Source organism: Alkalicoccus luteus, from assembly GCF_052061695.1.
Taxonomy (GTDB): Bacteria; Bacillota; Bacilli; order Bacillales; family Salisediminibacteriaceae; genus Alkalicoccus; species Alkalicoccus luteus.
In genome coordinates, this window is sequence record NZ_JBPZEY010000001.1 from 44,913 (window position 1) to 60,912 (window position 16,000).

General features: G+C 48.7%; 21 protein-coding genes. 11 read left to right on the forward strand and 10 right to left on the reverse strand.

What is annotated here, in order from left to right:
- Positions 1 to 370 precede the first annotated feature (370 nt).
- The 7 genes from ACSZLD_RS00275 to ACSZLD_RS00305 all read right to left on the reverse strand — a co-directional run bounded on the left by ACSZLD_RS00275 (position 371) and on the right by ACSZLD_RS00305 (position 6,195).
- Positions 371 to 955 (reverse strand): lipase family protein, encoded by a 585-nt coding sequence (locus ACSZLD_RS00275; RefSeq protein WP_444683905.1) that lies wholly within the window; start codon positions 953 to 955, stop codon positions 371 to 373.
- Positions 956 to 1,238: 283 nt separating this feature from the next.
- On the reverse strand, positions 1,239 to 1,670 hold the full coding sequence (locus ACSZLD_RS00280; protein ID WP_444683906.1) for a tetratricopeptide repeat protein: 432 nt from the start codon (positions 1,668 to 1,670) through the stop codon (positions 1,239 to 1,241).
- A gap of 38 nt (positions 1,671 to 1,708) precedes the next feature.
- Positions 1,709 to 2,908, reverse strand: a complete 1,200-nt coding sequence (locus tag ACSZLD_RS00285) for an MFS transporter (RefSeq protein WP_444683907.1) — start codon at positions 2,906 to 2,908, stop codon at positions 1,709 to 1,711.
- Positions 2,909 to 2,972: 64 nt separating this feature from the next.
- On the reverse strand, positions 2,973 to 3,548 hold the full coding sequence (locus ACSZLD_RS00290) for a DUF2087 domain-containing protein (protein WP_444683908.1): 576 nt from the start codon (positions 3,546 to 3,548) through the stop codon (positions 2,973 to 2,975).
- Positions 3,549 to 3,728: 180 nt separating this feature from the next.
- Positions 3,729 to 3,944 carry a hypothetical protein gene (locus ACSZLD_RS00295; RefSeq protein WP_377909957.1) on the reverse strand — a complete coding sequence of 72 codons (216 nt, stop codon included), beginning with the start codon at positions 3,942 to 3,944 and terminating at the stop codon, positions 3,729 to 3,731.
- A 188-nt stretch (positions 3,945 to 4,132) separates the two neighbouring features.
- Positions 4,133 to 4,513, reverse strand: coding sequence for a rhodanese-like domain-containing protein (locus ACSZLD_RS00300; RefSeq protein ID WP_168005126.1), 381 nt, complete (start codon positions 4,511 to 4,513; stop codon positions 4,133 to 4,135).
- A gap of 65 nt (positions 4,514 to 4,578) precedes the next feature.
- On the reverse strand, positions 4,579 to 6,195 hold the full coding sequence (locus tag ACSZLD_RS00305; protein WP_444683909.1) for a glutathione ABC transporter substrate-binding protein: 1,617 nt from the start codon (positions 6,193 to 6,195) through the stop codon (positions 4,579 to 4,581).
- Between the two features lie 140 nt (positions 6,196 to 6,335).
- Between ACSZLD_RS00305 and ACSZLD_RS00310 the strand changes: the two genes are divergently transcribed.
- Complete coding sequence (locus tag ACSZLD_RS00310) at positions 6,336 to 6,863, forward strand: GNAT family N-acetyltransferase (protein ID WP_444683910.1); 528 nt, start codon at positions 6,336 to 6,338, stop codon at positions 6,861 to 6,863.
- Positions 6,864 to 6,899: 36 nt separating this feature from the next.
- Here ACSZLD_RS00310 and ACSZLD_RS00315 read toward each other — a convergent pair whose 3' ends face one another.
- Together ACSZLD_RS00315 and ACSZLD_RS00320 are read right to left on the reverse strand one after the other, a co-directional pair.
- The gene (locus ACSZLD_RS00315) at positions 6,900 to 7,064 is read right to left on the reverse strand and encodes a hypothetical protein (RefSeq protein WP_444683911.1); all 165 of its coding nucleotides are present in this window, start codon (positions 7,062 to 7,064) and stop codon (positions 6,900 to 6,902) included.
- Positions 7,065 to 7,246: 182 nt separating this feature from the next.
- Positions 7,247 to 8,872 carry a glutathione ABC transporter substrate-binding protein gene (locus ACSZLD_RS00320; protein ID WP_444683912.1) on the reverse strand — a complete coding sequence of 542 codons (1,626 nt, stop codon included), beginning with the start codon at positions 8,870 to 8,872 and terminating at the stop codon, positions 7,247 to 7,249.
- A gap of 263 nt (positions 8,873 to 9,135) precedes the next feature.
- Between ACSZLD_RS00320 and ACSZLD_RS00325 the strand changes: the two genes are divergently transcribed.
- Genes ACSZLD_RS00325 through ACSZLD_RS00370 form a run of 10 tightly spaced genes read left to right on the forward strand, consistent with a single transcriptional unit; the run spans position 9,136 to position 14,198 of the window.
- Positions 9,136 to 9,648, forward strand: a complete 513-nt coding sequence (locus ACSZLD_RS00325; RefSeq protein ID WP_444683913.1) for a hypothetical protein — start codon at positions 9,136 to 9,138, stop codon at positions 9,646 to 9,648.
- Between the two features lie 20 nt (positions 9,649 to 9,668).
- Positions 9,669 to 10,253, forward strand: a complete 585-nt coding sequence (locus ACSZLD_RS00330; RefSeq protein WP_444683914.1) for a hypothetical protein — start codon at positions 9,669 to 9,671, stop codon at positions 10,251 to 10,253.
- Between the two features lie 19 nt (positions 10,254 to 10,272).
- Positions 10,273 to 10,845 carry a hypothetical protein gene (locus ACSZLD_RS00335; protein ID WP_444683915.1) on the forward strand — a complete coding sequence of 191 codons (573 nt, stop codon included), beginning with the start codon at positions 10,273 to 10,275 and terminating at the stop codon, positions 10,843 to 10,845.
- A gap of 28 nt (positions 10,846 to 10,873) precedes the next feature.
- Positions 10,874 to 11,464: a hypothetical protein gene (locus ACSZLD_RS00340; protein WP_444683916.1), complete on the forward strand. Its 591-nt coding sequence runs from the start codon at positions 10,874 to 10,876 to the stop codon at positions 11,462 to 11,464.
- Between the two features lie 15 nt (positions 11,465 to 11,479).
- A complete protein-coding gene (locus tag ACSZLD_RS00345) occupies positions 11,480 to 11,977 on the forward strand; it encodes a hypothetical protein (protein ID WP_444683917.1) in 498 nt (165 codons plus the stop codon).
- Between the two features lie 27 nt (positions 11,978 to 12,004).
- On the forward strand, positions 12,005 to 12,424 hold the full coding sequence (locus ACSZLD_RS00350; RefSeq protein WP_444683918.1) for a hypothetical protein: 420 nt from the start codon (positions 12,005 to 12,007) through the stop codon (positions 12,422 to 12,424).
- Positions 12,421 to 12,951: a hypothetical protein gene (locus ACSZLD_RS00355; protein WP_444683919.1), complete on the forward strand. Its 531-nt coding sequence runs from the start codon at positions 12,421 to 12,423 to the stop codon at positions 12,949 to 12,951. Before ACSZLD_RS00350 ends, ACSZLD_RS00355 begins: the two co-directional genes overlap by 4 nt.
- Before the next feature lie 14 nt (positions 12,952 to 12,965).
- Entirely contained in the window at positions 12,966 to 13,499 is a 534-nt protein-coding gene (locus ACSZLD_RS00360) for a hypothetical protein (protein ID WP_444683920.1), read from the forward strand.
- 14 nt (positions 13,500 to 13,513) lie between these two features.
- Positions 13,514 to 14,032: a hypothetical protein gene (locus ACSZLD_RS00365; RefSeq protein ID WP_444683921.1), complete on the forward strand. Its 519-nt coding sequence runs from the start codon at positions 13,514 to 13,516 to the stop codon at positions 14,030 to 14,032.
- A 22-nt stretch (positions 14,033 to 14,054) separates the two neighbouring features.
- Positions 14,055 to 14,198, forward strand: coding sequence for a hypothetical protein (locus tag ACSZLD_RS00370; RefSeq protein ID WP_444683922.1), 144 nt, complete (start codon positions 14,055 to 14,057; stop codon positions 14,196 to 14,198).
- A gap of 596 nt (positions 14,199 to 14,794) precedes the next feature.
- Here ACSZLD_RS00370 and ACSZLD_RS00375 read toward each other — a convergent pair.
- Complete coding sequence (locus ACSZLD_RS00375; RefSeq protein WP_444683923.1) at positions 14,795 to 15,841, reverse strand: LacI family DNA-binding transcriptional regulator; 1,047 nt, start codon at positions 15,839 to 15,841, stop codon at positions 14,795 to 14,797.
- Positions 15,842 to 16,000: the final 159 nt, after the last annotated feature.

Here is a 16,000-nt window from a genome sequence, read left to right on the forward strand (position 1 = left end):
AAGTTGAATACTTTCTTGAAAGGTCAACCCCGTTATCGACCTCTGCAGGCTGCGCCTGCCTCTGTTCAACCCGCTTCAAACCTACTATCGGACGGACGTTTCTTTATTCATCACGCAACAACCTTCATAAACATAGGCGCATTTTTATCGAATGATAACTTTCGATTTGAAATGAAATCTTCATCTTGGCAAATGATACGTTTTTCGTTATAGCGCACGCCGTTTGATAACAATGATAAGCTGCCCACTGAGGATGAAAAGGTTGAAGACAAGAATGAAAACTTTAACCGTCCAAATGAAAAGGTTCAGCCGCAGCTTGATAACTTTCATGCGATCCTCTGTTTATACTGTCGCTAATCATATCTTTTACTTAATTAGCCTGCTGCATATATTCCGTGATCGTTTTCCAAACCTGTTGGTGTACATAAGCAGCTTGCTTATTTCCAAAAAGGAGGGGAAGATCGCAAAAGCTAAGATGATCGGCTCCTTTTACCGGCTCCATTTTAAGCGACGAATCAACAAGCTTTTTGGCCGGTTCAACCAGCTTACATGCTTCTTCTTCCTGTTCTTGATGTAATATGAGGCAGGGGGCTTTTCGAGTCGTTAGATCTCTCGCGGAGAGAAGCTGCAAGCTTGGATCCATCAATTGTGTTTGCAATCCCCCTGACACGTCATTCGCTGCTATCCATGCTGCAGCTCCACCAATGGAATGGCCAACTATCGTAATAGACTGATCCTCGTTTTCCCCGTTCAGCCATTTTATGACAGCTTGCAGCTGTATGACTCTGTATGAAAGAAGTCTTTGATAAAGTTCCTCTGTATCATGCTGCATTGCTTCCGGCTGGGAAATCCAAGTACCATCTGATAACACCGAAAACATAGCATCTGCTGGTGAGCCTACCGTCACAACTCTGTTACCTGCGGCAACCAGCTTCGTTATCAAATAGGTATACATAGAATGAGGAATGCCTAGCGCCGGAGATAAGACAAAGGTTTTTTGCAGCTTGAACTTTGTTAAGTCCTCTAAGGATAGTTTATGATGGTATTTTTTTTACGCCAATTTCTTTCAGCACCTCCCCGGCTTTTGCTTCGTGGGGGCTGAAAAGATTCATATAGTTCATTTCATCTCTTTGAGCTCCGGTCTTCCACATATGTATCGGAAAACGATCATCCGGAAGTGGAAACGGATGATGGGCAGCCGGAATGAATAAATCCTTTTTCACTATCTTCACACGTCATCACCACGTTTCGTGTATTCTAGTACTGTAAAAACGAATAGCTTCTTCATAATCTTCTCCATGCGATGCAAGCTTCAGTAATATTTCAAGTGATTTATTCTCCTGCTTCAAATTTACATAGGTCATTGCTAAAAACAGCTGAAGCGGTTTGTAATTCGGATAGATTGAGAGACCCTCATTTAAAATAGACAGCGCGCTCTCATACTCTCCAATTGCTCGATAGGAGCTGCCAAGCTGCACATACAAATTTCGTTCTACATGAGCTGGTATAACTAAAGCTCGAGCCTTTTCATAATAATCTATTGCTTCCCTTTCGAATCCGGTGGCGTCATAGCTGCTCGCTACATAAAAATAATCCTCACTGCTGAATGCCTCCTGTTTCATCGATATGATTTCACGAAATTCCCTTTTGTTAAATAAGTGTTTAAACACATTCTGACATTCCTTCCTCTCCACTTTCTTCCATTCTATCAGAAAGATCGCCGCAGCATTCGCATGGAATGTTTTATTGAATGCGTTTGAAAAAGGATAGCAAACAAGACGGAAAATAGAAGATAGCTGACCCCAACTCCCGCAGCTAGTTGGGCAGGTGTAAACAACTCTGATAAAACGCCTGCGGTGATCATAGCTACTCCCATTGAAGCTTGCTGCACCATCGCGAGCATCGCAAAAAGCGGTCCTCTTTTGTCTTCAGGGAAGGCTTTCATCATAACAGTATCAAAACAAATGTTGCTTATACCGGCAGCGAAGGTGATACCTATTGCAGTTAATGCACCAACTGTCAGAAAAGATGAAGTGCTTAACAGCAAATGGCCAACACCTTCTAATGCAATCATGATGACACCTAATGCTATCATTTTATTTCTCATCATACCTGCAAACAACGTACTGAGCATCAACCCAGCTCCAAGTGCTCCGTACATGATGCCGACTCCAAAATCACCTGCACGATAGACCTCCAGCGCAAATAAATTAAAGATGACATTATCGACTCCATTTGCAAGTGGCATCAGCAGCATGATGATTAGCAGCGTTCGCATGAGAGCCACTTTCATAAACAATGCAATCGGCAACGATTTACGTTGCTCCCATTTATGAGAATTAAAACTCCTTACAGCTTTACATCGAATAAGCATGAAGGAAGCTGCACCAAGTAAAAGAGCGTGCAGGATGAAGAGTATTCCAGTACTAAATACAAGTGCGATAACTCCGGCGCTGACGGAGCCAACAACTAGCGTCATACCTGTCATAGTCTGTTCCATCCCATTCACATGCCTGATATGTTTTCGCTCGACAAGTGCCGGGATAGCTGCAGTACGAAGAGGCTGATAAAGCCCCGACCCAAAAGCAAGTGCTATTGTAGCGAGAAAAAATATGTATAGCGTATCCGGAGTTGCTATTAGCGGCAGAAGGGCTACCGGTGCCCGAACCGCATCAATGATCTTTAATACTTTGATGCTATTTGTTCGAGTCGACAATTTTCCGGCAAGTGGTGCTGCTATAATGGCAGGAACGACGAGACAAGCCATAAGCAAACCGATTGCCGCACCAGATTCTGAATGCTGATACACTGCAGCTAAAATGGCTACTTGAGAAAAGCGGTGACCAGTTCCATTTAATAAAGCCGCATAAAATAAGAGAGCATAGTTTTTCTCATTTCTAAGTATCAAGTTGACGACCAGCTCCTTCTATTTAGATGATTATCTAAATAGTTTTTTTAAAAAAAGCCGATTATTACCGGCTTTCTGTCATCCACATCTCTCTTGGGTTACGTTCGTAATAATTTTTCTCACGATAGAAGAAATGATTCATGATTAATTCACGTCTTAGAGTAGCAGTATCCGAGTGAAATTTAAGGAGCTCCTCGTTCATTTCGGATTCGGAATAGGTTGCTTCCGTAAGTGTTTCTGCTACGTATGCCAATACGATAAGCCGCTTCTTTTGTTTAGCTGGTAAAGCTTTAATTGTTCCATCACACTGAACAAAATTGTCCAGCACAGAAGTTTTTTCATTCTTATCTGCGACCAAATCTGTATCAGCTCGTAAGCCGATTAACGTAACCGCCGAAGACATATCCTTTAAGCGCTTTTCATGAAGATGATAGTAAATCGTGTTTCGGTCGCGCCGCTGATATACAAGACCAATATCTTTTAATTTGTGAAGATGATGAGACACCGTCGCATGCTTTAAGAATAGCTGTTCAGCCAGATCGCTGCCTGCTTTGGCGCCATGTTGAAGTATGGCGATGATTCGTAAACGATTTTTATCCCCTAACGCTTTATGGAACGCCTCCAGCCGGTCTAACTGCATCCATTAATCCTCCTCCATGCTACTATTTAGACAATAATCTAAATAGTAGCGAAAGTAAGCTTATTTTGACAAAAAAATTATGTTCAAAACCTTATAATTTTGAAAATAGTTTATCATGGACATTTCATCTCTAAGAAACTCAAAAAACCAGAATGGCTTCTGCCTCGCTGGTTTTCTGCCTCAGTCAGTCAGCCCTCGTTTCGAGCGTCTGACAATATGCTGAACTGCTTTATAGACAGTTTCCTTTTCCGTTATGTACAGTTTTTTCGGCCTTCCTTCTTCAATCGGGATTAAATGCACGTAGAATAGCGGAGAACCGCTGGCAGATTCGTCAATATTCAACTTCAATTCGTACTCTCCGCTTTGATAAAGTGATTCGATCTGTCTAATATCCACGAATCCGCCTCCTCGTCTGCCTTTTAGTTCGGCACCCTCAATAAGTAGACTAAGTATACCATGATCTGCTGTTTTTTGTAAAACATTTGTACACCCATGTTCAGCTTTTATACAGGAGAACGTACGTTCTGAATTCTCTTAAAAAAGCAGCCTCCCGCTCATGCGAAAGGCTGCTCATCAAACCCGATTCAGCTGTTTTTCCAGCTTTTTAGTTCGTCCACGGACTGCAAGTGTACTTCGTCACCGTCTGCTTCATCGCCGTCCCACTCCAGCATGCCGCCTTCATAGTTTGCGACGTTCTCGTAGCCCTGTCCTTTTAAAAACAAGGAAACCTTCTGCGAGCGGTTGCCGCTGCGGCAGACGAACACATACTCTTTTTCTTTATCAATCCCGTCCGCAAGCTCTGGAATCGACATCATCGGGAGAAGAGGTACGCCGGGAATGTGGCGCTTCGTATACTCTTCCGGCTCTCGTACATCGATGACGATCTGATTCGGGCTTTTCTGCTCCAGGATCTGCTTCAGTTCCTCTTTATCAACCTGCTTAATGCCGTCCTGTTCGTAGCTCATCGGCTTCACTCCTTCTCGCTCATTCTCTGCTTATTTTAACGCTGATTAGTGTCTCCTGTAAACGATCAGCGGTTTAATTCCACATCACGCAAGTAGTAGAAGCTTGCCGGATACTGGAAATACCCTTCTACATCGTCGGAGAGTCCCGTTACAAGATCCGGGTAATATAAATAGCCGTAAGGAAGTTCATCTGCAAGAATCTCCTGAGCTTCTTCATAAAGCGCAAAGCGGGCGTCCTCGTCGCTTTCCTGACGTGCTTCTGTTAAGAGCGCATCGATTTCATCGTTTTCGTAAAAGGCCCTGTTTCCGGACGTACCGGCATTGCTCGAGTGATAAAGAGCGTACATGCCGTAGTCCGCGTCAAGCGTTACCGTCCCCCAGCTGCCGAGAAACAGCTCTGTGTCTCCCTGTCCGGCAAGCTCCAGGTAGGTGCCCTGCTCATACGACTCAATCGATACGTCAACGCCGATCTGTGAAAGCTGTGCCTGTATCAAGGCCGCGGCGTCTTCGTTTTCCCGGTCATCGTTTGTGACGAGCGTGACTTCCAGCCCGTCGCCGTAGCCAGCTTCTTCAAGCAGCTGCTGTGCTTGTTCCGGGTCGTATGCCGGAGCTTCAATGCTGTCAGAATAGCCGAACACGTCAGGTGCCAGCGGACCTTCTGCTGTGATGCCGGCACCGTCAAGCACGCCTTCTACGATGTCCTCTTTATTCAGTGCCATGTAAATGGCGCGGCGCACATCAGCATCATCAAATGGCTCCGCTTCTGTATTGAAGCCGAGATAAGCCATGCGGACACTGTTTTGCTCATACGTACCAACGCCTTCTGCTTCTTCAAGTCGTTGCATATCCTGTGGATTTACCGGATAAATGACGTCAAGACCACCCGTTTCCAGCTCGCCGATCCGCGTCAGGCTTTCCGGTACCACCTGGAAGGAAACACCTTCGACATTTGCAGGCTCTTCCCAATAGTCGTCATTTCTTGCGAGGGTCACATAATCGCCGGATACGTAGTCTTCCAGCTGGAAATAGCCAGTGCCTGCGGCTTCCTCATCAGCCACGTCAAATGGGTTGCCGCCTGCCTCCAGTTCTTCGTAGGAAGCTTCGATCATGTTGGGGCTGACAATGCCGCCGCCAGGATGCGCCAAATGAGACGGGAGCGCCGCGAACGGCGCATCCGTATGCATGCGTACCGTATACTCATCGACTACTTCCACTTCTTCAATCATGCTGAAAATAAACGAGACCGGTGATGCGATATCCTCATCTAAAATCCGGTCAAAATTCATTTTTACGATTTCAGCGTCCAGCTCTTCGCCGTCATGAAACGTCACGCCTTCACGGATCTCAAATTCCCACACCGTATCCTCAACCTGCTCATAGCTTTCCGCGAGCCACGGTTCCAGCTCCAGGTCTTCATTCATAAAAACGAGGCGGTCGTAAATTGTCGCGTTAATTGAATTGGATACGTTCTCGTTCGCACCGTGCGGATCCAGTGCTACCGGGTCAGATGCCACACCAACCTGCAGGTAGTCCTCCTCAATCCGCTCCCCCTCTGCTTCCGGTGCTTCGTTATTATTTGACGGCTCTTCACCGTTATTCCCGTTGTTTAACCCTTCCTCCGGCTCCCCTGCACAAGCGGCCAGCAAACCGACACCAATCATCAGTGCTGCATACTTTTTCACGTTCATTTCCCCCTTCTCACTCTAAACCGACAAACTATATCGGCTTTATGGACTTTTATTAGTATAGAAAAGCTTCCCTGACGTGTCAACTGAGTTGATTGCATCTGTGCTATGCTGGATAAAAAAAGGAGGATGTACAGGTGGATATACAGATCAGGCAAGAAACTCGCGCAGATATGGAAACAATCGAAAACGTGATTGCAGAGGCGTTTCAAAAAGAAGAAGTGAGTGATCAGACTGAGCATGAACTGGTGAAACGCATTCGCCAGTCCGAGGCTTATATACCGGAGCTTGCCCTTTCGGCTTTCCTAAACGGAACCATTGCCGGTCATATTATGCTTTCCCGAATCGACATTGAGCAAACGGATCAAACGCGGATCCCGTCACTGGCCCTGGCCCCTGTTTCCGTGCTGCCGGAGCTTCAGGGGCGCGGCATTGGCAGTGCTTTAATACATGATGCCCTTCAGCGCGCTGCATCGGCCGGATATCCTTCTGTGATCGTGCTTGGACATCCCGACTATTACCCGCGGTTTGGCTTTCAGCCGGCCTCCGGATTTGGCGTCCGCGCTCCGTTTGATGTACCTGATGAGGCGTTGATGGCCATGGAGCTTGAACCAGGAACGCTTCAGTCAGGCACCATTCGGTATCCCGCTGCGTTTCAACTGTAAAAAAACCAGAGTTCCCCTTGATTCCAGGACTCTGGTTTAGTCGTGACGGTGCTTATCTTTTTCTTCTGCTTCCTTTGCCCGTCGTTCCACGTCACGCATGTGATCGTTCCGCTTTGATGCGGTGCTTGCGTAAACGAGAAACATCGCAATCAGAAGGACCGGGATCAGCAGGCTCTGCAGGTTTCCGAATAGATCTCCCATTGGCAGGGCTCCTTTATCTCCGTTTCCCTCAGCTTAGCAGGGTTTCCAGCCAATGTACAGCAGTCCTACTTCGCATAAAAAGCATATCGGAAATGATACGCAGCGTTCCTTTTACTGATCACTGGCCCCTCTTCGCTTTTCATTAAGAAACCGCTCCTCATATGAGAGGAGCGGTTCGTTTTTTAGCGGTTCAGCTCAACATCCTTCAGGTAGTAATAACCGGATGGATACTGCCAGAAGCCTTCGACATCGTCTGTCACAGCCGAGATCGAGCTTGGGTAGTAAAGGAATGCGTATGGAGATTCTTCAATGAGCAGGTTCTGTGCTTCTTCATAAATTTCCAGTCGCTCTTCCTCCGTCTGTGCTTCACGACCAGCTTCGAGCAGAGAGTCGAGCTCGTCATTTTCAATGAAAGAACGGTTACCCGGTGGTCCGGCGTTACTGGAATGGAACGGTCCATAGAGGCCGTAGTCTGCATCCATTGTCACCGTGCCCCACGTGCCGTAGAACATTTCGGTATCCCCGTCGCCAGCCATTTCGAGATATGTTCCGATTTCATACGATTCGATCGAAACGTCGATACCAAGTACGCTCAGCTGCGCCTGAATCAATTCTGCGGCATCGATAGAATCCTGGGATTCACTTGTGAGAAGACTTACTTCAAAGCCTTCCTCCACGCCGGCATCCCGCAGCATCTGCTCCGCTTCTTCTGGGTCGTATTCCAGCGCGTCCAGGTTTTCCGACGCTCCGAACACTTCCGGTGCAATCGGTCCGTCTGCTTTAATACCGGTGCCGTTCAGCACGCCTTCAATGATATCGTCCTTGTTGAGTGCCATGTGAATGGCTCGTCGTACTTCCGGGTCGTTAAACGGCTCAACGTCTGTGTTAAAGCCGAGATAGGCGAGCATAGAGCTCGGCTGCTCATTCAGGTTGACGCCATCAGCCTGCTCCACCCGGCCGATGTCAGAAGGAACGACTGGTACGGAAATATCAATACCGCCAGTTTCCAGTTCGCCAATACGCGTCAGCGGCTCCGGAATAATTCGGAACGTGACACCTTCGACATTTGCCTCGCCGTTCCAGTAGTCTTCATTCCGACTGAAGGTGACGTATTCCCCGGAGTTATAGTCTTCCAGCTGGAAGTATCCGGTGCCTGCTGCCTGCGTATTCGCCGCGTTAAACGGCGAGCCGCCTTCCTCCATTTCTTCATAGGAAGCCTCGATTAAAGCCGGGCTCACAATTCCGCCGCCAGGATGCGCCAGGTGGGACGGAAGCGGCGCAAACGGAACGTCCGTCGTCATCTGTACCGTATAATCATCGATGACTTCTACCTCTTCAATCATGTCAAAAATGAAGGCGACAGGAGATCCGATATCTTCATCGAGAATCCGCTCGAAGTTCATTTGCACGACCTCGGCGTTCAGCTCTTCCCCGTCATGAAACGTGATGCCTTCGCGAATTTTAAACTCCCACGTCGTCTCATCCAGCTGTTCAAACTCTTCCGCGAGTCCTGGTGCGATTTCGAGGTCTTCGTCTACGTAAACAAGACGGTCGTACACCGAGGAGTTAATCGCGTTTGCGACGTTCTCATTTGCTCCGTGCGGATCAAGCGCTACCGGGTCTGTCTGCACCCCAATCTGCAGGTAATCGTCCTCCACCCGCTCGCCATCTCCTTCTTCGTTTCCTTCTGCGGCTTCCACATTGTTTTCAGCATCAGTGTTTTCTGCCGGATCATTCGTGTTCTCCGGTTCTCCGGCACAGCCGGCCAGAATCAACGTCCCGACTAATAGCCCTGCGTACTTCTTCATGCTGTCTTCCTCCCCTGAAAGATTATTTTATTTTTTCTACCAAACTATGTAACATTTTTCTAGTATATGAAACTGTCTGAATAATGTCAATATTAGCTATGATATCCTGAAATGGAAATGAAATCAGCTTCTTTCATCTTATATACACATGTACAACTGGTTCATCTGTCGTGTGACTTCCGTTCTGACTTCCTATAAGAGGAAAAAAATACCGATTATCTTATGTTACGATATCATTACAGAACCGTTAGTGAGGGATGTTCATGTCAGCACTCGTTAAACTGCGAACGAAGCAGATGCTCGTTTTTAATCTGGTGCTGCTACCAGCACTTACCGGAGCGGTTCTCCTTATTGAACGACTAGGGCTGTCGTTGCAGCTGCTGTTCGCCTTTTCTGCCGCAGCCGGTGCTTTCGTTCTTGTGCGGGAACTCATCCCGTTTCCTTTGAAGAAAGAGATGGAGCGCTATGAGAAAGAAGCTGTTGATCTGACACCGCGGCCGAATCAATATCCGCTTGCCATCTTCACAGCAGCTGCTGTCGCCGCAGCTGGTTTAGCGCCGGATTCGGCGCTCCCTGTACCGCTCGGAGCCGTCATTACCGCTGCGGGTGTGCTGGCTTTCACGATGAACCTGCATAAGCTTACGCATATCGCAGCAGTAGACGGGGCCAATAGTCCGGCTCATTTTCAGCAGCGCCGGGTCCTGATTCGATTCGCCGCAGGCCTGAATCTCTTTGCTCTATTTACGATTCTTTCATTCATTGTATCAGCGCTCTAATGGTTCCGGAGGTGTCAGACGTGTCTTCCATTCGCAAACTTCGCATCAAGCAGCTGAGTGTGATCGCCTGCAGCACGGCGGTCCTGCTCGCCGTTACGTTAGTAGTCATTGAACAGGCGGAGCTGACCATTCGTTACGCTACAGCCTCGATCCTGCTCATCGGGATTATCCTAACGACTTTTCGTTTGTCCCGAAAAGAGGTTCCGAGTTCCCGGCTGTCTCTTTTCCGGCGGGCCCAGCAGTACGAATGGGCAAAACTAGGAACAGAATGGCCGGCGTATAAAAGCGTTCAGAAAAATCGCCGCCTGTCTACGAGGCTCTATATAGCCGTATCGTTCGCGATTACGTGGGCCGGCATCACGCAGCTACCAGTAGATGAACCGATTCGCTTCGGCTTTGCCGGCGGCTTCGTGACTGTACTGATGGTGACAGCATTGATGGTGCTCACGAACGCCTTTCACTACGCCGCTGTCGACAAAACTGAATCGATTGAAGAATATAAGGATCACCAGCAGTCTGCAGATGTTGCAAACCTAATCGTTTACTTCTTTTTCATCCTCGCTGTCTTTGGCGTTGTTGAGCAATTCGATATCGTGATTTTTTAGTAAATGAGGCTGATCCATCGTGACCCAAACTGAACGACGCGTCCTGCGCTTGAAAGAAGTCGTCATTAAAAGTTTCATATCGGGAATTGTAATGGGGGTGCTGCTTGCCCTACAACTCGTGTTTTCCCTTCAGATTGTCCTATTTATCGCTGTTACGGTATTTATTGGATGGCGGACGTATCATTGGAAAACAAAAGACGTTTCGCTTTCCCGGTTTTCGTCGATTCGCAGGCTGCAGCTGTATGAAATTGACAAGCTCGGTGACAGCTGGCCGCTATATGAATGGAGACAGAACATGCGCACGAAAGCAGGTATGCTGCAAGGGGCTTTAAGCCTCGCGCTTGTGCTTTCCGCTTTATATCAGCTGGATCATATAGCACTTCCAATGACTGTCCCCGCCTCTCTCTCGTTCATCGCTTTAGCAATGCTTTCAACAGGTGCCATCGTTTTCGTAAGCGGCTTTCAGCTGGACCGCTCTGATACGATAACGGCATACAAGGAGAACAAAATCATCACCGGTGTCATAATCGTTTTTATCGTGTTATTTGCTCTTTTAACCGTCATTGGAATCGTCGATCAAACGACTACCTGATTCGAAATCTCGCGAAGGAGGACATAGTATGTCTGCCCACCCTGATTCCTTATCAAAATATGAGCTATACCGGCTGCGCCGCCTGGAGAAGCTGGCGTACGCCGGGATGATCGTAGCGTACAGTGCTGGCAGTGCTCTGCTTGCGTACGTCATTCCGCTGCAGCTGCTTCTGTTTGCATCTGCCGCTGCGCTGACGTCGTACACCATTTACCGCATACAGCGCGGCCCCCGTGAACCATGGCTCGCCGCTTCCCGCAGGCTTGAGGCTTACGAAAAACAAAAGCTCGGCCCGGATTGGCCAAAAGCAGTAAAACAGCATAATCCGCGCCAGAAGCGCTACGCCTGGCTGAGCGCCTTTGGGGTTGTTTTGCTGCTGACAGTCGGCTGGCTGACCGAGCCGGGGACGTATTACACGGTAACCATGGCTGAGTTTACCGGCTTCACGCTTCTCGTTCTGCTCACCTTCGTCGTCTACTACCACTTCGAGAAAAAACCGATTGATCTGGCAACCGCCGGTTGGGAATATCAGATGCTGAAGCCAAAGTTTACGAAATGGAAGGTTATTTCATTGTTTGCGATTCATTACTTTTTTATAAACACCGGAGTGCCCGGACTGTAGAAGGGAGACTTATGCATGACGCCGAAAACAAAGTCGTTTATCGTACGAGCTCTTCCCTGGGCCGCTGGTGCAGTCATTCAGCTCGCGGCCATCCTCTGGACAGATCCGGCGACGGCCGGGCTCACCTTTTCCCTGCTGATCATTGCTGCCGGTGTCCTTTCCTTGATCAAGATCCGCTTTCCGCATCTGGATCCGCTCGAGCAACGAAAACACGAACGCGGCGGCGTGTACTGGATGCTGACGTCTCTCATGCAAGGTCTTGGCCTGATTGGCCTGGGGACGCTATTTTTACTGATTGGCTTTTCCGCCTCCTACGTCTTCTTTTTAGGCCATGCGGGATTCTTTTCCACCTTTGCGATCATCCTGCTTGCAGGATCGGTGCTCGGTCACCAGCTTGAATGGGATCGCTTTGAGGAAGCAGAGCAAAAGCAGTTTAAAATCGCGTTATTCTGGAGTACACCTGGGGCTGTTTTCATTTGGGGCACTGTCCTTTTCACCGTCATCTTACAATAAATTCATACTCACTACTGGAGGCTGATTATGTCCATTCGCTCGCTTCGAACAAAACAATTTGCCCTGTATAACGCCTTTTTTATTGCAGCTCTTATCTTCGTTGCCGTGCTTCAGGAAACAGGCCTGACCATCCTTTTTACTGCAGGTGCTGTTCTCTTACTCATCTTCACCGTCCGATTATGGCGCGATAATACGCTCGCCCTGCTTCCTCACGAAAAAAAGCTCGAAGCGCATGAAATGGCAGTCGATCCCGAGCGTGTTCAAAAAGAAAAAAACAGATCGAAATACTTCATGCCGGTGCTGGCTGTGATTTGCGTGCTTGTTCCCCTCAGCAACCTTTCTGCAGATCCTTTCGTCCCGGTTATTGCCGGTACCATTGCTGGAAATATTGGGATATACGTACGTGTACGCCGCTTCGATCGTAAGGCTGAGGCAGCTGAAACATGACTCGGGAACGACTGCAATCGCTCCGCTTAAAGCAAATTCAGCTGACGACGTTTCTCTTTCTGTTAACCGTTAGTCTTTACGCTGTTTTCACATTAGGAGGGTTTCCAGCAAACGCTCTGTTATTCATTACGTTATCTGGGGTCATGATACTGCAGTTTCTGTCCGCTATGGCGGCGATTCGACTGTTTCCGCTTCCTTTCTTAATCGAACTTGAGCAGCATGAACGAGAAGCCTGGCCCCACCGCTGGCAGCGGGACGCGCTGGCGCTGAAGCTCGGTTCGCCACTCTCCGCAGTGCTATTGCTTTCAAATGGCGTTCAGCAGTTGACATCTGAAACGGACACCAGCTCGCCGTTTATCGGCCTTTTTGTTCTTGCTGCTCCGCTGACGTACGTGCTTTTACATCTTCGCATGAAGCGGTATGATGAAGGGAGCGGCGCCGAACTGTCTTTTCAAACGATGCTGCCCTATGCAGCCGGTGTGACGATTAGTTCCGCTATTCTTGCCGGCTTGGTCTACGCCGGATAAAAAGGAGAAACGACATGTCTGACCGTATTAAAACGTTACGAAAAAAACAGCTCCTGTTCATGAACGCCCTCTTAGTCGCCATCATCGTGATATATATCGCCCTCTCTGCAGCTGGACTGCCCGGGATCTCGATCCTTCTGTTTGCGGCAGCCGCCTTGTTTATTTTCCAGGCTTTCCGGCTTTTCCGTGGAAAAAGCGCTGTGCCGATTCCTTTTTTAGTAGAGCTCGACCGTCACGAACAGGAAGCACATCCTGTCCGGGCGGCGAGAACCCGCTCCAGTCAAAGAATGCTCAGTGTTGTACTTCCGCTGCTTTTACTGTTTCAAGCTTTTACGCAGCTCGAGCAAACGAGCTTCAGCTGGTGGGTGGCAGGCGGATTTCTGCTGATTGCGCCCATTTTGAATGTAGCAACGTTCCTGCAAGTAAAACAGTATGATGAAGGCGCCGGTGCTGAAGTATCCGGGCTGATGATTGTCTTTTACATACTGGGAAGTGTCGGTATTACCGGAGCTGTTTTGATGGGTGTATACCTCATCCAGCTATCCTAATGGAGGGCAAAGGAATGACAGAAAACCGACTTCAGTTGACCTATGCGGCGGCGCTGAACGCTGTGCTGCTTTTGCTGCTTGCAGCAGCTGTGCTTGTCTCACTCGTTGGCACACTTGATACAGCGCTGGCCGGATTCTTTGTAACAGCTCTCGCTGGCGGTGCTGCGATCGTGCACATGACTGATCTTCCGTTTCGCCGGCTTCATGAAGAACGGGAAGAGCTTGCCGGTCCTGCATACCGGCTGAACCGCCGCAGAGCCGGCCTCCTTTATGCCGGTGTCGCAGCACTGATCGTCATCACGTGGCCAGGGGGACTTCCGGACGGGCCGTACAGCGTTCAGACCGTCATCGTTGCCGGGGCAATGGGCGCGCTGATCGTAAATGCATCTATATTTGCGGAGGCCTACCGGTACACAGGCCGCATGGAAGAAGAAATCCGCGCAGACCTTACGAAGCGCCTCGCGAAAACGACGGCGCTTGCAGCCATCGCCTGGCTCGCCGCTGCTGCACTGGCGCTGATAACCTGGCTGTGATCATGAAAAAGGAGGTTCTCCTATGCTCTCATTTTTAGAGGATTTGGCAGGTGCCGTGTACGATTTGATCCGCATGCTGATTATGATGGTAACGACTATGTTCGGCGGGGCGATGCTCGTTTTCATCCCAGTTGTTTTGTTTGTGTACTCGCTAAGCTTTTTTTAATTCTGCCCATATTCTCATTCGCAGGGAGGGTCTCCCCTGCTTATCGATGTTGGCAGCTTCGGGATCGCACTCCCTCCATTGCCGATTATCGTGATCCCTAGTAAGGTGAGGAAGCAGGCAAGTGGAGCAATAAAGTCTTTCTCTACTTACTCGTCAGCGCTGTCACGTTGCTTGTTTTTACGCGGTCGACGACGCATGAAACGTTCAAGCTCTGGCTGACGGTCGACGTTATTTTCGGCAGCTTTTATTTACATCAGTCTCATCCTGATCAGCTTTCCAGCTGCGATCTGGAAGCTGTTTTTTGTTATACAGCTATCCGCTTTGCAAATGATACCTTCAGGTTGGAGAATGATAACTTTCAGAGGCTGGTTGAAACGTTTTTCGTTATTGCGAACGATTGTTGACACCTGTAATAAGATTGCGCCTTGCTATGATAAGCTAGGCCCGGAAAATAAAACGTTTCCGCTGCCAAATAATACGTTTGCCGCAGAGATTGATAACTTTCACCGGGAACCCAGAGTGACCACTTTTTCGCACAACGGTATGCTCGTTTTCATCCTCCTTCCTAAAAACAAAAAACCGTGCAGAGCATCGCTCTACACGGTTTTTTTGGCGCTTTCAATGAGTCGGCGGCACGTCTGGCGTTTGATCATTTTATGAGGAATGAGTATTTTTCGCGCTTCGATGTTCGGATGGAGAATTTTATCAATGAGCAGGTTCGCTGCTTCGTAGCCGAGGCTGTAAATGTTAATGTCCACCGTCGTCATTGGCGGTGCCGAGAGCTCCGAGATCATGACGTTATTAAAGCTGATAATGGAAATATCGTCCGGCACGTTCACTTCCATTTCGCTCAGCATGCGCATGACGCCGAACGTCATAATGTCATCGGCGACGATCAGTGCTGTCGGACGTTCACTCAGGCTCATCAAGTCGATAACGGCTTCCTGTCCGCCTTCCTGCAGCTCCTCGTGAAAGACGATATAATCGTCGCACACCTCAATACCAGCGTTATTTAACGCACGGCGGTAGCCTTCCATATGGTCGATCGTCACGACGTAATCGAGGTTCCCGCCGACAAAAGCGATCCGCTTGTGACCGAGCAGCAGCAAGTATTCCGTTACTGTCTTCGCAGCTTTGAAGTTGTCGTTGTTCACGTAGGAAACACCACGAACTGTCTCGTCATACGGACGGCCGATCAGCGTAAACGGAAAGTTCTGCTCGTGTAAATACTTCATTACTTTGTCATTCACCTTTGAGTACAGCAGGATAATGCCGTCAACGCGCTTTCCTTGTACCATATGCTGCACTTCTTCGAATATCTCTTCATCCGACTGGCCTGTCGAGAGGTAAAGACCGTACTCGAGCTGGTGCGCCTTCGTACTGATGCCGCGGATAACCTCCGGGAAGAACGGATTTTGGAACGTTTTGTTTGCGGAGTTCGGCATGATGACGCCGATCGTTTTCGTCGTCTGATTCGCCAGGCTGCGGGCATTGAAGTTCGGGTGATAGCCGAGCTGCTTCATCGCTTCACGTACTTTATCTTTCGTCCGGTCGCTGATGCGGGGACTGTCTGAAATAACCCGGGATACGGTGGAAGGGGCAACGCTGGCAGCTTTGGCGACGTCTTTTATCGTTACAGTCATGGTCTTCAACCCCTTTTCTCTGTCTGTAAAAAACAGGTCTCGTTTCTTTCTATTGTAAAGGGTTTCACAAACATTTTGAATACCCTTTTCACATTACGCATGTCTTCTTCTCTACCCGTCCCCCGAAAGCTGGAAACGCAGCGTGAAAAAAGCGCTCCT

What these genes read in the sequence shown, in the direction of transcription:
- ACSZLD_RS00290 (WP_444683908.1), bottom strand. Translation starts at nt 3,548, where the DNA reads ATGCAGTTAGACCGGCTGGAGGCGTTCCATAAAGCGTTAGGGGATAAA.
- ACSZLD_RS00275 (WP_444683905.1), bottom strand. Translation starts at nt 955, where the DNA reads ATGTATACCTATTTGATAACGAAGCTGGTTGCCGCAGGTAACAGAGTT.
- ACSZLD_RS00375 (WP_444683923.1), bottom strand. Translation starts at nt 15,841, where the DNA reads ATGACTGTAACGATAAAAGACGTCGCCAAAGCTGCCAGCGTTGCCCCT.
- ACSZLD_RS00315 (WP_444683911.1), bottom strand. Translation starts at nt 7,064, where the DNA reads ATGGGAGATCTATTCGGAAACCTGCAGAGCCTGCTGATCCCGGTCCTT.
- ACSZLD_RS00325 (WP_444683913.1), top strand. Translation starts at nt 9,136, where the DNA reads ATGTCAGCACTCGTTAAACTGCGAACGAAGCAGATGCTCGTTTTTAAT.
- ACSZLD_RS00370 (WP_444683922.1), top strand. Translation starts at nt 14,055, where the DNA reads ATGCTCTCATTTTTAGAGGATTTGGCAGGTGCCGTGTACGATTTGATC.
- ACSZLD_RS00360 (WP_444683920.1), top strand. Translation starts at nt 12,966, where the DNA reads ATGTCTGACCGTATTAAAACGTTACGAAAAAAACAGCTCCTGTTCATG.
- ACSZLD_RS00320 (WP_444683912.1), bottom strand. Translation starts at nt 8,872, where the DNA reads ATGAAGAAGTACGCAGGGCTATTAGTCGGGACGTTGATTCTGGCCGGC.
- ACSZLD_RS00365 (WP_444683921.1), top strand. Translation starts at nt 13,514, where the DNA reads ATGACAGAAAACCGACTTCAGTTGACCTATGCGGCGGCGCTGAACGCT.
- ACSZLD_RS00350 (WP_444683918.1), top strand. Translation starts at nt 12,005, where the DNA reads ATGTCCATTCGCTCGCTTCGAACAAAACAATTTGCCCTGTATAACGCC.
- ACSZLD_RS00300 (WP_168005126.1), bottom strand. Translation starts at nt 4,513, where the DNA reads ATGAGCTACGAACAGGACGGCATTAAGCAGGTTGATAAAGAGGAACTG.
- ACSZLD_RS00355 (WP_444683919.1), top strand. Translation starts at nt 12,421, where the DNA reads ATGACTCGGGAACGACTGCAATCGCTCCGCTTAAAGCAAATTCAGCTG.
- ACSZLD_RS00340 (WP_444683916.1), top strand. Translation starts at nt 10,874, where the DNA reads ATGTCTGCCCACCCTGATTCCTTATCAAAATATGAGCTATACCGGCTG.
- ACSZLD_RS00345 (WP_444683917.1), top strand. Translation starts at nt 11,480, where the DNA reads ATGACGCCGAAAACAAAGTCGTTTATCGTACGAGCTCTTCCCTGGGCC.